The organism is uncultured Butyricimonas sp., assembly GCF_959596855.1.
Taxonomy (GTDB): Bacteria; Bacteroidota; Bacteroidia; order Bacteroidales; family Marinifilaceae; genus Butyricimonas; species Butyricimonas muris.
The window spans coordinates 30,558-45,978 of record NZ_CAUFYA010000019.1 but is presented as its reverse complement, the minus strand read 5'-3'; the positions used below and the strand labels follow the sequence as shown (position 1 = coordinate 45,978).

The 15,421-nt window shown below is 44.8% G+C and carries 9 protein-coding genes; 8 read left to right on the top strand and 1 reads right to left on the bottom strand.

Annotation, left to right across the window (positions count from 1 at the left end):
* Positions 1-46 precede the first annotated feature (46 nt).
* Genes Q5866_RS10060 through Q5866_RS10050 form a run of 3 tightly spaced genes read left to right on the top strand, consistent with a single transcriptional unit; the run spans position 47 to position 5,608 of the window.
* Positions 47-982, top strand: coding sequence for an ABC transporter ATP-binding protein (locus tag Q5866_RS10060; RefSeq protein WP_303180033.1), 936 nt, complete (start codon positions 47-49; stop codon positions 980-982).
* Positions 983-988: 6 nt separating this feature from the next.
* Positions 989-3,289 carry a Gldg family protein gene (locus Q5866_RS10055; RefSeq protein ID WP_303180032.1) on the top strand — a complete coding sequence of 767 codons (2,301 nt, stop codon included), beginning with the start codon at positions 989-991 and terminating at the stop codon, positions 3,287-3,289.
* 18 nt (positions 3,290-3,307) lie between these two features.
* The gene (locus Q5866_RS10050) at positions 3,308-5,608 is read left to right on the top strand and encodes a Gldg family protein (RefSeq protein ID WP_303180030.1); all 2,301 of its coding nucleotides are present in this window, start codon (positions 3,308-3,310) and stop codon (positions 5,606-5,608) included.
* An 81-nt stretch (positions 5,609-5,689) separates the two neighbouring features.
* On the opposite strand, the gene Q5866_RS10045 is transcribed toward Q5866_RS10050, so the two are convergent.
* Positions 5,690-8,800 carry a response regulator gene (locus Q5866_RS10045; RefSeq protein ID WP_303180029.1) on the bottom strand — a complete coding sequence of 1,037 codons (3,111 nt, stop codon included), beginning with the start codon at positions 8,798-8,800 and terminating at the stop codon, positions 5,690-5,692.
* Between the two features lie 534 nt (positions 8,801-9,334).
* On the opposite strand from Q5866_RS10045, the gene Q5866_RS10040 reads away from it, so the two are divergent.
* Genes Q5866_RS10040 through Q5866_RS10020 form a run of 5 tightly spaced genes read left to right on the top strand, consistent with a single transcriptional unit; the run spans position 9,335 to position 15,421 of the window.
* Positions 9,335-9,919 carry a DUF3575 domain-containing protein gene (locus Q5866_RS10040; protein ID WP_303180028.1) on the top strand — a complete coding sequence of 195 codons (585 nt, stop codon included), beginning with the start codon at positions 9,335-9,337 and terminating at the stop codon, positions 9,917-9,919.
* Positions 9,920-9,930: 11 nt separating this feature from the next.
* Entirely contained in the window at positions 9,931-11,343 is a 1,413-nt protein-coding gene (locus Q5866_RS10035; RefSeq protein ID WP_303180027.1) for a DUF3868 domain-containing protein, read from the top strand.
* Positions 11,344-11,352: 9 nt separating this feature from the next.
* Entirely contained in the window at positions 11,353-13,338 is a 1,986-nt protein-coding gene (locus Q5866_RS10030) for an Mfa1 family fimbria major subunit (RefSeq protein ID WP_227217109.1), read from the top strand.
* An 8-nt stretch (positions 13,339-13,346) separates the two neighbouring features.
* Positions 13,347-14,354 carry a FimB/Mfa2 family fimbrial subunit gene (locus Q5866_RS10025; protein WP_186975905.1) on the top strand — a complete coding sequence of 336 codons (1,008 nt, stop codon included), beginning with the start codon at positions 13,347-13,349 and terminating at the stop codon, positions 14,352-14,354.
* Positions 14,351-15,421 (top strand): hypothetical protein, encoded by a 1,071-nt coding sequence (locus Q5866_RS10020; protein WP_303180025.1) that lies wholly within the window; start codon positions 14,351-14,353, stop codon positions 15,419-15,421. Before Q5866_RS10025 ends, Q5866_RS10020 begins: the two co-directional genes overlap by 4 nt.

Genomic DNA, 15,421 nt, shown 5'->3' with positions numbered 1-15,421 from the left:
GGTGAAATGCCGGAAAACCTCTCCCCTGTTTATTAATTACATCATTATGGAGCAACCAATAGTAAAAGTAGAGCATCTGTCTCATCGTTACAGCGTGCAGTGGGCGATTCAGGATATTAATTTTGAAATTTACGAGAAAGGAATATTAGGTCTGTTAGGTTCAAACGGGGCAGGGAAGTCTACTACCATGAATATCATGTGCGGCGTGTTGAATCAGGCGAAAGGTGAAGTGTACATTAACGGGATTAACTTCCGGGAAGACCCTATCGCCGCGAAAATGAATATCGGCTTCTTACCCCAGAAACCGCCGCTGTACACGGATTTGACGGTAGACGAGTATTTGGCGTACTGCGCGGAATTGCGGTCTGTGGAACCGAAGAAAATTAAGTCTGCCGTGCTGTCAGCCATGGATAAATGTGGTATATCGCATTTTAGCAAAAGGTTGCTGAAAAACTTGTCGGGCGGTTACCAGCAACGAGTAGGGATAGCTCAAGCTATCATCCACAATCCCAAATTCGTCGTGCTGGACGAACCGACCAATGGTTTAGACCCGAATCAGATACTTGAAATCCGGGATTTAATCAAAGAGATAGCGTACGATCGCTCGGTATTGCTCTCGACACATATTCTCTCGGAGGTACAGGCGACTTGCGACCATATCAAGATGATCGAGCAGGGACATCTTGTCTTTTCCGGAACAATGGATGAATTTAACAATTATATACAACCCCAATCATTGTTAATCACGTTGAAAAATCCTCCGTCAATCGAGGAATTACAACAAATACAAGGTGTCGTGCGTGTGGATTCGGTGACAGCGAAGAACTTTAGAGTGTGGTTCGAGCCGGAGGAAGACATCAATAACCGTATCGTCAATACGAGTGTTGCACGAGGATGGATGTTGAGTGAGATCACGGTGGAACGGAGTTCTCTGGATGAAATATTTGCCCGCTTGTCCGGTAAAAGTAAACTTGAAGCGTAATCGGTTATGAGAAAAATATTAAAAATTGCCGCGACAGAGTTATGCACTCTGTTCTATTCCCCCATAGCTTGGTTAATCCTGATTATTTTCACGGTACAGGCGGGAATGCAGTACGTGAAAGTAATAGATATCATGTTGATGCAACAGTTCTCCAGACCGTTATGGTACAGTATCGCTAAAGAATTGTTGACCGGGGCGTGGGGAATATTCCCGAATATGCTGGGGCATCTTTATTTATATATCCCTTTGTTGACCATGGGATTGATGAGTCGGGAATTTAGCAGTGGTTCTATCAAATTGCTTTATTCCTCGCCGGTATCCAGTTTCCAGATTATTTTCGGGAAATATCTTTCCATGATGGTATATGCTTTGATTCTGGTAGCGATCGTACTTGTGTTCGTGGGTTTCACCATTCTGCACGTGCCTCATTTTGATATATCTTTGTTACTCTCCGGTATTTTGGGCTTCTATCTGGTCGTGTGTGCTTATGCCGCTATCGGTTTATTCATGTCCTGTCTGACGTCTTATCAAGTCGTGGCGGCTGTCGCCACGTTGGCGGTTCTGACTTTCTTGAATTACGTGGGGAACATTGGGCAGGGGATTCCGTTCGTGCAGGATATCACTTACTGGCTGTCCATTTTCGGTCGTTCAGATCAATTGATCGACGGTTTGATTTGCAGTGAAGACGTGTTGTATTTCTTGATCGTTATTGCGTTATTCGTCACGCTCTCTGTGATGAAAATTCAAGCTGGAAAAACGAAGAGAACCAAGAGTGTGGCTGCCATGCGTTACGGGGGGGTAGTCGTCGTGGCGATGTTATTGGGGTATATCACGTCCCGTCCGGGATTGATGTGTTATTATGATGCCTCTTCCATTAAGGTTAATAGCTTGACTGCCGAAAGTCAGGAAATCATGAAACAACTGGACGGGGGAATGACGATCACAACCTACGTGAATCTGTTGGATGATGAACGCAATCTGATTTTCCCCGCTATGGCGAATAGTGATAAAGCCAAGTTCAAAAAATACATTCGCTTCAAACCGGAGATCGAAATGAAGTATGTCTATTACTACGCTGATGCCGGGAATGAAGCATTGAATGAGTTGTACCCGAATCTTGATTTGAAACAAAAGGCATGGAGGGTTGCCACGCTGAACGGGCAGAATATCGAGCGTTTTCTTACCCCTGAAGAGATCGACAAACAGATTGATCTGTCGGGAGAAGAATACCGTTTCGTGCGGCAAATCGAGCGGGCGAGCGGTGAAAAAGCCTTTTTGCGCATCTTTGAAGACGGAAGTCGTGATCCGAGAGAAGCAGAACTATCTGCCGCGATGAAACGTTTGGTGATGAAATCCCCGAAGGTGTATTTCCTTACCGGACATGGCGAACGGGATATCAACAAAGCCGGGGATAAAGATTATCGTAGTTTCACGAAAGATCGTAGTTTCCGCTATGCATTGATAAATAACGGTTTTGACGTGGTAAGTCTATCTCTGGCAGAAATTCCCGTTATCCCAGAAGAAGTAAGTGTTCTGGTGATAGCGGATGTGCAATCACCTCTAAGCGAGGATGAATTACAAAAAATCGATCAATACATCGGGCGAGGTGGAAATCTTGTTATAGCCGGAGAGCCGGGAACGTCCGGAGTGATGAATCCTATCACTCGTCCCTTGGGCGTGCGCTTTGAACAAGGAACTTTGGTACAACCCACGGGTAGTTATGCCGACGATCTATTGATCTGTCGTTTTGTAGAACCGGGGGTCAACGTGATGACCGCATACCGGGGATTATTCCGGAATAATTACGTGATCACGATGCCCGGAACAGCCGTAATGAGCTATGATACTACCGCGGGATTCCGGGTTGCCCCTGTACTGTCGACGTATGACAAGGGCAGTTGGAATGAGTTGGAAACTGTGAACTTCACGGACGAGAAAGCGGTGCTGAATGTCCGGGCGGGCGAGGTGGAACAGACATACCCGACTTTGCTGGCTCTTACCCGGCAAGTCGGTGACCGGGAACAACGGGTGGTTGTCCTTGGGGATGCCGATTGCATGAGCAATGCGGAATTGTTGATGAATCGGCGTGGCGTGCGTGCGGCGAACTTCAACTTGATCACGGGAATGTTCCGGTGGTTGAGTTACGAGGAATTCCCTTTGGTGTTAAGTGCGATTTCTCCTCAAGACAAAGTGTTGGAACTCACGAAGGACTCCATGACGTGGGTGCGTGTCGGGTTGTTGTGGGTACTTCCCGGGTTATTCGTGTTGGGATATATCGGGATTTGGTTAAAAAGAAGACGGAGATAATACGGTAATTTTTAGAGTATGAGAAAAATATTAAAAATAGCGGGGAACGAGTTAAAAGCTCTTTTCTATTCACCCGTGGCGTGGTTTATACTGGTGATATTTGTTTTTCAAGCGGGTAGTAGTGGCGTGCAGTGGCTTCAAGCTTTTCTTCGTCAACAATTTCTGGGTGATCCGATAGAATACAGTATCACGACGGCATTGTTGACCGGGATGACGGGAATGTTCACCGCGATCCAGCAGAATCTGTATCTCTACATCCCGCTTCTCACCATGGGATTGATGAGTCGGGAATTGGGAAGTGGTTCCGTGAAATTGTTGTACTCCTCTCCGGTGACGGCGGGGCAGATCGTTTGGGGTAAATTCATTTCGATGATGGTTTACGGTTTGTTGCTGGTAGGTGTGCTGCTGGTAATTAATCTTTTCGTGGCTTGTATCGTACCTTCCTATGATTTCGGTTTACTCTTTTCCGGTTTGCTGGGTTTATTCCTGTTGATGTGTGCTTATGCGTCTATCGGTTTATATATGTCGTGCCAAACCTCTTACCAAGTGGTGGCGGCGATGGGAACACTGGCCGTGTTAATCGTGTTGAACTTTATCGGAGAGGTGGGTCAGAGTGTAGAATTTGTACGGGAAATCACCTATTGGTTATCCATTAAAGGGCGTGCGACACAATTTATCAATGGTCTGGTATGCAGTGAAGATTTGCTTTATTTCGTTATCGTGATTGCTTTTTTCCTGACACTCTCGATTATGAAAATCGAGGGACATCGGGCAAAAAGGAGCAGATGGGTTTCCATCGGGAGATATTGTGCCGTTGTAGCTGTCGTTGTCGCTGCAGGCTATCTGACTTCCCGTCCGGGATGGTTGTTATATCACGATATGACGGCGGACAAAACGCAAACTCTGACGAAAGGCAGCCAAGATATACTGGCAAACATGAAGGGAGATCTAACCATAACTACTTACGTGAACCTGTTGGGAGTGAATAGTACCTACGGGATGCCGGAACGGGTAAAAGGTGACATGGAGAACTTCAAACAATATATACGCTTCAAATCGAACATTGAATTGAAGTATGTCTATTACTATTTGCTTGATAATGAAAATATCCGTGTTCGTTATCCGGGATTGAGCGACCGGGAAGTTGCCATGAAATACACTGACATTCAGAAATTGAATATCGATATGTTTTTGTCGCCGGAAGAGATTAAAAAACAGATAGATTTGGCTCCCGAGGGGTACCGTTTCGTGCGTCAACTGACTTTGGATAACGGGGAGAAAGTCTTCCTTCGACTTTTCGAAGATCAACTCGTGTTCCCCCGGGAAGCTGAAATTTCGGCTGCCATGAAACGTTTGATCGTGAAACCTCCCAAGGTGGCTTTCCTCACCGGTCACGGGGAAAGGGATGTGAATAATGTCGGTGACCGGGATTATTTCTCTTTTGCGAATAACAAAACTTTCCGTTACGCTTTGATTAATCAGGGATTCGATGTTATTTCTCTTGATCTGTCCCGTGGAGGGACTATTCCAGTGGATGTCGATATCCTCGTGATTGCGGATATGCGGATTCCTTTCACTGAGCAGGAACAGCAAGCGTTCGACCAGTATATTGCTAGAGGAGGAAACCTGATTATTGCCGGAGAGCCCGGTCGACAGGCTGTTATGAATCCCTTGGTAGAACCGTTTGGTGTTCGTTTTATGCCGGGAATGCTCGTGCAACCCACGAAAGATTTTAACGTTGACCTCATCCAATGTGATGTGACAAAGGCCGCCGCGGAGATGACGTACGCTTACGAGAGATTGTTGAAGAAGAAAAATAAAATTACTATGCCGGGGGCGGTCGGTTTGGATTACACGACCGACAAAGGATTCCGGGTGCAACCGATTTTAACCACGGCAGACTCCGGTTGTTGGAATGAACCGAGTGTACAACGGGCGTCTGAACTGAAAGACCCCCTTTCTCTCGGAACAGGAATCGTCGGACAGGCTTACCCGACAGCCTTGGCGTTAGATCGGCAAAGCGGCGGTAAAGAACAAAGAATCATAATCCTCGGTGATGCCGATTGTATCAGCAATGCAGAATTAATGATGTTCCGCAAGGGTATCGATGCTTCGAATTACTCCCTGATCACGGAATCTTTCCGTTGGCTCAGTGGCGGAGAATTCCCAATTAATACCCGCCGTCCCGATCCGCGGGATACTTCCGTTTCCATGGAATTACCTTCCATGATTTGGGTAAGAATCGGATTCTTGGGCGTTTTCCCCTTGTGCTTTATTGTATGTGGTATTGTTGTCGGGTATCGAAGGAAGAAGAGATAATTAAAGTATCAAGATGAAGTATAGGACTATTCAACTGTCCCTGTTTGCGGGGGAGGGTTGAATAGTCCTTTTTCGTTGTGTTTACACCAGCGTGAAACTTGAATTTAGTGCTGTTTTGAGTTCTTGTATCAGTTTATTCGCGTTTAGGGGTTTGGATACATAACTATTGAATCCGTTTTTCATGATTCGTTCCTTATCCGAGGCGAAAGCATATGCCGTGACGGCGATAATGGGAACCGAATCAGAGAATTTCCTTATCTCTCGCGTGGCTTCGTAACCATCCATTTTGGGCATATTGATATCCATGATGATGATTTGAGGTTTGTGTTGTTGGTATAATTCAACTGCTTCCAGTCCGTTCCACGCGTGGATAAGTTTGTATTTTGAACCAAGAATAGATTGAAACAGCAAATAATTGCTTTCATTGTCTTCCGCTATCAGTATTGTGATATCTTTCTGTTTTATGCATTCTTTCTGTATTTCTATAATAACGGGTTTACTTTCTTCGGTAATGGCAGTCAAGTGCGGGATGGTGAACCAGAAAGTGCTGCCTTTGCCTTCACCATCGGATTCTACACCAATACGACCTGACATTTTTTCAACGATGCTTTTGCAAATGGAGAGACCGAGTCCGGTTCCCTGTGCGAAATCGTTCAGTTTGGTGAAACGTTCGAAAATACGTTTTTGTCCTTCTTGTGATATGCCTAATCCGGTGTCACGGACGAAGAAACGGATTTCATTCTCTTGTAGTTCATAACCGAAAGTGATACATCCTTTGGGGGTGAATTTGCAGGCGTTTGTCAGTAAGTTTATCAATACTTGAGACAAACGATTGGGTTCTGTTTGGATGTAACAATCGGCAGCCCCGAGAGTGAAGTTCAATATTACCCCCGGCAGAACTCGCAGGCGTACGGTGCTTTCCACGGAACGAATGAGTTCGTTCAAGTCGGTAGATTGGTAATTGAAATCGAGCGTGTTCGATTCTACTTTTGCCAAATCGAGCACGTCATTAATCAATTGTAGCAGTAATTGATTGTTATTCTCGATGATTCCTATAAATTGTTGTTTCTGTTCCTCGTCTTCGGTCGTGGTCAACAGGTTCGAGAATCCCACGATAGCGTTTAATGGCGTGCGAATCTCGTGGCTCATGTTGGCGAGGAAGGCGGATTTCAGACGGTCGGATTCTTTCGCTTTTTCCCTTGCCGAGATAAGAGCCTGTTCTTGTTTTTTGCGTTCGGTAATTAATAGCAATGAGCCGATAAGAGCGGTGGGGTGCTCGGTATTATCGCATTGGGACACGGCGGCGTTGATTTCCAGCCAGTCAATGTGTTCTTTGCCCGCTTTTTGAGAAACAATGCGGAATTCTGCCTTGGTGTATTGTAATTTCCCGTTTAAAAAGTCGTGGTGTATTTGCTTTACCCGGGCAACGTCCTCCGGGTGTATTCTTTGGAAGTATTCGCTTTCTTCGATGATATGTATCGAGTGAGTCGAGCCTTCCTGCTTGGTGAAGTTCATGTGGCTCAGTACACGTTGTACCTCGCAGGCTATTTTGTGATTTTTCAAATCCCAACGCCACGGGATAATACGTGCCACGCTCAATGTCATATCCAATTTTCTCGCCGATTCTCTTAAATCGTTCTCTGCTTTGCTTCGGCTTGTGACATCCAGCCCGAAGATATCAATCACGTTTTCTTCTGCCGACTGGCAAATGATGAATTCATAGAAGGTGTTGGTCTGTTTGAAATAATGCGTGAACGTGACCGAACTTTCTTTTTGGAAGACGGTTTCGATGAAAGGTGAAATATATTCCACGGGGAAAAGCGAATGCTGCTGGTCGTTATCCGTGTTTTGCTTGGTTAGCGTGTTGAATGACTCGTTCGTGGAATGGTAAGTCAAGCGTGTCACGTGACTGTCTTTATTGAAATTGACGGCGGCTTGCGCGTAACAGATGGGCATGTTGCGTACCAGTATGTTGTGTGTTTTGAAGAGGGCGAGTTTCTTGCGTTGGAACAAGGAGTTCAAGACGGCAACGATAATCAGCGACACGAGGATAATGATACCGATGATGATCTGCCAGCTATATTGTTGCCATAGGGTTTTCGGTTTGTTGATAAACTTTGTTCCCGGCAGACAATTTTCAATGGAAAGGTGGTCTTGGACTAGTTGAATGTAGTTGACCACGGGGTGTGATTTTGTAGAATAGATAAAAGGAATGTTGCGCATGGATTTCCCTTCCAGCATTTTGATGACAAGTGCCGGAAGAGCTTCTTGTGTTTGTTTTCGCTCGGGAAAATAACCGCCAAGAACACCATCTTGAAGATAGGCACTTCGTAGGGCGAAAACGGGATGGGGGGATGCGGAAATCATACGTGTATCCCCGGAAATGAGCGTGGGGAAGCCGTGCACGTTTTTGCGTTCATAGAACCAAGTGGAGAAAAGTAAACCGATTGTCAGATCCCGGCTGACCAAGTATTCTTGCAAGTGTTCGGCGTTTTGATCGTTACCCACGAGCCACTCGTATTCGAGGGTAGGGTATTTTGCTAAAATATACGCGTGAACAAGTCTGTCCAGATAACGATTCGTGTAAAGTTCGTCTGCGATGAAAACGATTTTCTTTATTTGTGGCTGCATTTGTACCATCATATCGATGGTTTGTTCGTATAGGAGCGGTATCTCGATATACGCGAAATTGTATTGCTCTCTGACTTGGGATAACGGGGTTAATTTACAGTCCATTAAATTTAGTGTGCCACCCGTGTAATAATATTCGTTCGGTGCGAATGAATCCTCGTTACCGATTAATATCATCGGGATATCGCCCCATTCTTGTTTGATACGATCTCTTAAAGTAAAAGCCATGTTGCCGATTAGTACCAGATAGTCAGGTTTTTTATTTTCGAAACGGGTGAAAATGCCGTCTTCCATCTGTTTGAATAATGTCTTGTTACGGATGAACGTGCCGTTCATGTGAATGATTTCGGCAGACACTCCTGCGGTCTGGGCTGTTTGCATTGTGATAGGAGTGATCAATTCCTGACTCCATGGAGCTCCTTCGTTATAGGAATTGATAATAAGTAGACGTTGCTGCTCTTTGGCTTCTGTTGTTTGGGGTATGAGCGCCGATGTAAATCCCAAGTATGCAAATAGCATAACCACGCACTTGGAAATAAGATAGGATTTTTCGTGTATCATTATGGCAATATATTTTCTTCGCTTGTAAAATTGTATAGAATTTCTATCCTCGTAATTTGATATTTTATGTGTCTGCAAAAATATTAAAATCTGCAACTATGATCAAAAAAAAGTAGGTCGTTTTTTGATTTGTTAAAACATTATTATTCAATAATATTCCTATATTGAAGCATTATTGACTGATATATAATTGTGTTTTTGGGGAGGCTATTTTTAAACCATCGTTTTATGATACAAAATTAATACGTTCCTATGACAATGCAAAATTTTCATGTAATAATTTGGTACATACACGAATATAGATATTTTATAATTATTAAAACCACTTCTTTTAAACCCTTTTTTTTCAATCTCTTTTAACGATCGTTTAATGCGATTCGAGTTGTGAGTTTAATTTGATTGATAAATAGATGTTTAACATGGGTGCTGAATGGCGTTATTTATTTTGTTAAGTATGCCTTGTTAAATTGGGTTACAGTTCGATGAGGTTTACGTTGGGTGTATAAATTACGATGAATCTTGAATATGGGAAAAATGAGTTTAAAGCTTTGCGTGTTTTTGCTTTTTGGGCTTTTTTTCAGCACGGGAGTGAAATGCCAAAAGATGGCGGTAAAGAGTAACTTGTTGTATGATGCAACGGCAACGATTAATGCCGGTGTGGAGTTTCGTTTAGCCACGAGGTGGACGTTTGATCTTTCGGGTAATTATAACGGGTGGACTATATCGGGCGACCGTAAGTGGAAGCATTGGATGATGCAACCGGAAGCCCGTTACTGGTTTTGTGATCGTTTCGCTGGACATTTTTTAGGTGCACACGCGTTAGGGGGAAAATACAATATCGGTAACTTGAAAAACAGCATCTCTTTTCTGGGGACTGATTTCTCCAAGTTGACGGATCGTCGTTATCAAGGTTGGTTTATAGGTGCCGGGGTAGCTTACGGTCACTCGTGGATACTTTCCAAGCATTGGAATTTCGAGGCGGAAATCGGTGTGGGGTACATTTACACGCGTTATGACGTGTATCCTTGTGCCGAGTGCGGGACGAGATTGGCAAAAGGGCGGTCGCATCATTACGTGGGACCGACAAAAGCGGCGTTGAATTTGGTTTACTTGTTTTAAAAAGGACGGTTATGAGAAAGATATGGTGTTTTATCATGTTGATATTATTCGGGGCAAACGTGAGCGGGCAGAAACTTGCCGACGGGCAGGTCGTGGTGAGGAATCTCGACGTGGTGCGCGGAGAGAATGCCTTGTTTGTTTCGATGGATTTGGATGTATCCGCTTTGGATATTGCCACTAACCGGGAATTGCTTTTTGTTCCGGTATTGAAAGGCGATCGGGATAGCGTTCAGTTACCCTTTGTGATAGTGGCGGGACGGAACCGTTATTTCTATCATTTGCGCAATACTCCCGTGTCGGATGGGGATATGCTGGAACGCGCCGGACAGGCAAAAGTGATTCGTTATCGGGCCGCATTGCCGCTCGAGGGATGGATGTCTAAGGCGACGCTGGTGATAGACGAGAGTGCTTGCGGTTGCCGTGGCGAAGGGGAGGACAGTCGGGTACCCTTGTTGCGGATGGAGCCGAAGGTTTATACCCCGGTGTTCGTGTACTTGCCCCCGGAGGTGGAGACGGTGAAGACGCGGGAGGTGAAAGGTTCCGCTTATATCGATTTCCCTGTGAATCGCACGGAGATTTACGAGGACTACCGGAAAAACCCGTCGGAATTGCGGAAGATCAGGCAGACGATAGACGTGGTGCGGAATGATCCGGATGTCCGTATCACTTCGTTAAGTATCAAGGGATTTGCCTCTCCCGAGGGTACTTATGCGAATAATACCCGTCTTGCCAAGGGAAGAACGGCAACATTGAAAACGTATGTGCGGGAGTTGTATCACTTCCCGGACAGCGTGATCTTGACTTCCTATGAGCCGGAAGATTGGGCAGGGTTGGAGGCTTACGTGGACAGCACGAATTTGAGAAATCGTGATGCGATACTGGCGCTTATCCATTCCAGTGTGGAGCCGGATGCTAAAGAGAAGATGATAAAATCGACTTATCCGGAGGAATACCAGTTCCTACTGAAGAACGTGTATCCCGGTTTGCGGCATTCGGATTACGTGGTGCGATACGTGGTACGTACTTACACGAGTGCTGAAGAGATACGTCGAATCATGAAAACGCAACCGCAGAAATTGAGCCTTCGGGAGTTGTATATTGCCGCGCAAGGTTTGGAGCCGGGCGGTGACGAGTACAACGAGGCTTTCGAGATTGCAGTGCGGATGTTCCCGGGGGATGAGGTCGCTAACTTAAATGCTGCCAATGCCGCCATGGCGAAGGGCGACTTGAAGGGAGCTGCTCGTTACTTGGATAAGGCGGGTGACCGTGGGGAAGCAGTTTATGCCCGAGGGGTCTATGCCGCACTATTGAAAGATTATGAAACGGCGATGAGGTTTTTCGCCGAGGCAGCCCGAGAGGGCATAGCCGAGGCTGAAGATGCTTTGCGCCAAGTAGAAGAAGTAAAAAATGACCAATTTAAATAAAAAGGAAAGATGAAAAAAATGTGGAATTATTTCGCGAGCATTCTCGTGATGGGTCTGTTCGCCGGGTGTAGCAATGACACCCTTACAGGTGACGATTCAGACGGGGATCTGAATGGATCTAAAGATGCCGTTTACATGAATGTTTCGGTACAACTTCCTGCCGGGGGAGGGATCGGTGCTCGGAGTAAAACAGACACCCCCGACAAAGGTGATTACGTAACCAGTACGGATAAGACGGAAGAGGGGAAAGACTACGAGAATAGAGTCGATGAGGTGTTGCTTGTGTTGGCAACGACTAAGAACGAATTTATCGCTCATAGTATTATAGAAACGGATAAAAAAGATGTTATTAAAGAATTGAAATCGTCATCTTTCAACACGACTAAAAAAATTAGTAAATCGGAATTGGCAGCGTACTATGATAAAAAAGGAGATGCTAATGGAGATTTGAAAGACGCTAAAGTGCATGTTTACGTGTTCTGCAACCCCACGCAGGATTTAAAAAACAAGATTAAGAAAGCAGCGTTGGAGTCAACAGATTGGGTAAATGAGATTGCAACAGTGGAGGCTGAGAAGGTAGAGACTGAGAATTCTGATGTTTGGGGTGGAAAAGAGCATAAGGGTGGTTTTTTGATGTCTAATGCCATGAGAGCAGAAAAGACTTTACCTAAAAACATGGAAGATTGGAAAGATTATGCATCCGAAACTACCGCTTTTGATTTATCCGGATGGAATAATTATGGCACAGACAAGGAGGTTAATAATAGTGAGTCCGGGGCAATCAAGGTGGAGCGTTCTGTCGCTCGTTTTGATTTTAGAGACGGAAGCTCTACTGAAACAGATGCTAATACCTATGATGTTGTAAAGAAGGATGGTAACACTATTATGCAAATCCAATTGCAGAAGATTGCATTGGTAAATATGAGTAAAGAGTTCTACTATTTGCGTCGGGTGTCTAACGACGGATTGGGTGCCGGTACTATTTGTGGTGTGGAAACATCAAATAATTACGTGGTTGACACGGATGCTGACTACAAGAACGGGACTATTGATATAAATTCTTATGGAGATCATTTTAATTATTGTCTTGGTAATGTGGATGGGGGAATATGGAAAATTGACCAAGAGGCTCGTAAACAGTGGGCTGTATATGAAATAGCTAAAATATTAGCTCCTACCGCAGAAGACGATAATTATAAGGATAAAGAGTATAAAATTTGGCGTTACGTAACCGAAAACACGATTCCCGGGGAAACAGGCAATCAAAAGCAAGGAATCTCTACCGGGATTGTTTTTAAAGGTAAAATGGTTGTTCCCGATGGTGCGGATGAAACTTCTTCTTTAGTCAAAGCTATTAATAATGTTAAGGGAGAATCTATGACAGATGATATCCTTTACACGTATTTGACAAATATTTACGTAACTTGGAAGGAGGTTCGCAAGGCAGCTTTACAACCGGATGCTAGTCAAGAATTTTATAAAGCCGTATTTGGAGATCCCGAAAAGGCAGGCGATGTTAAGGCAGAGGTATTGAATGCTGCTGGGGAGGTTGAAACACCTGCTAAGTATAGTGACAATATGGATAGTCCAGATTACTTGTGGGCACAATGGCATGAGAATCAATCAAATATAGGTAAGCCTGAATATTGGGAAAGTTTTAGAGCTGCAGCAGTAAGATCTTTGTTTACAATTTATCAGTCTAGTATAGACGAAACGACTAAGATCCCTGGGTATTATTGCTATTATTTTTACTGGAACCGTCATAATGATAATGAGAAGGCAGGAGAAATGGGACCAATGGAGTTTGCCGTGGTACGTAACAATGTATATAAGCTTGCTGTTACTAAAATTGATCGTCTTGGTCACCCGCGCATTTCGGATAACGATCCGGACCCTGTTGACCCGGAAGATCCTGACGAAAAAGGCGATGTTTACCTGACGCTTTCCGTTGAGGTGTTGCCTTGGGTAGTTCGTGTAAATAATATCGAATTTTAAGAAACGACATGCAAAGTAGAAAACGAAATATAGTTTCAAGAATCATCGGTGCGACGCTCTGTGTCGCATCGATGAACTTTGCCTTCTCTTCGTGCGAGAAAATATATGAAGATCTTGATCCATGCGCACACGGGGTATCGCTTCGTTTTATCTACGACTACAACATGGAGTTTGCCAACGCTTTCCCCAAGAAGGTGGATTGCTTGACACTTTATATATATGACGAGGAAGGCAATCACGTGGGTACCCGTGTGGTGACAGGACCGGAACTGCGTGACGAGGGTTTTCGGATGACGTTGGACCTCGAACCGGGGAATTATCGTTTCGTGGCTTACGGGGGGATGGCTTGCGGGAAAAGTTCTTTTTCCATGGTACGGACACCGGAATCGGGGTGCAAGTATAGCGATGTGCGGGCAAAGATGGATGTGGATTGTTTGACGAATCCCGACCGGAAAAAGTTGCACGATATGTACTGGGGGCAGCTAACGCTTGCCACTGCCGACTTGTATCAAGAGGGCGTGGTAGAGATGATGAAGAATACCAACAATATCCGAATCATGTTGCAACAGATGAACGGAGACCCGGTAGATGACAAGGATTTTGATTTCGAGATCACGGATGATAACACCTTGTTTGCTTGTGATAACGATTTGATCCCGAACGGAGTCGAGACGTATACCCCTTGGGCTCGAGGACAAGCTTCGACGGGAGTGATGGAGGGAAGCAAGGAGGTTATCGAGGCGTACGCGGAATTTTCGACTTCACGGCTGATGCTTAAAAATAGCCCGAAACTCGTGATTCGCCGGAAGGATGGCGAGGAAGTGGTGAACATCCCGTTGAACAATTACTTGCTTTTGTTCAGGAGCGAGTTTCATAAAGATATGGACAAACAGGAGTTCTTGGACCGAAGGAGCGAGTGGTCGATGCTGTTTTTTCTTGATGAGGATCACACGTGGCTGAAAACGAAGATAAAGATTAATGATTGGACGGTTAGAATCAATGATGCAGAGATATGATAATGAAAAAGGTTGCGTATGTTATCATATTGTGGTTAACGGCATCCTTGTTAGCAGGAGGGTGTAGTCGGGATACGAAGGAAGATGCCGGGGAAGAGGTTCTAGTGAATCTCGATATCAGTGTGGCGTTATCCGACGTGGCTCAAACCTTGGCTCGTGGTGTTAAGGAAGATGCAGGGCCTGCAAATGATGACGAGAAGATGCAAAAGTTGCGTGTTGTCGTGGTGCGAGAGAATGGTATAGTCGAGAAAAATGGCCTTATGAATCTTTCTCAGCCAGCCGTAATGAATGAACGCTTGAGCGAACGTTTGAAGGTGGTTAGCAAGGAATGGAAACAGATTTACCTTTTCGTGAACGAGGATAACGAGAAAATCAAGGTCGGTCATGGAGATAGCGATGAATCGGTTTCTTTAACAAGTTTTCTTGAAAGCATGGCAGTTGGGTCAGTATTCCCGACAGAAGAGATTTCCGAATTGACTGTCCGGTTGGACATGCCTTCCGGGCAATTGGAGGGGGCTTTGCCTATGAGCGAATGTCATTGGGTGTATGTACCCAAAAAGGATCATGAGTGTGAGCTTTTCGTGACGAGGAGTGCCGTGAAATTCTCGTTCCGAATCACGAATAAAGGTTCGAAAGATAGCAAATTAACCGAATTGACTATCAAAAATATGATGGACAAGGAGTATTACTTGCCGCGTAACGCGAAATACGAGAACGAGGAAATTGATGGCAATAAATATTTAGCGCTACAAACTTATGATATACCTTCGTTTGCCAAAGAATACGATTACAAACAAGAGGGGCTTGAGATTTCTTTACCTGTTAATAAAGAGGTCGCTTTGAAGCCTATTTATTTGCTGGAGGGAAAACACGAGGGAGCGTATTCCGTGGGAATCAAGGTGAACGGTGCCAACATGGAAGGGGTTCTCGAAAATTTACCTCGAAAACTCCCGAGAAACACGCATGTCGTGGTTAATATCACGATTAATAACAAGAATTTAGAGTTCGAGGTAAATGTTGAACCTTATAGAGAAGTTGAACTCGAACCGGGTTTCGGGATAAACTGA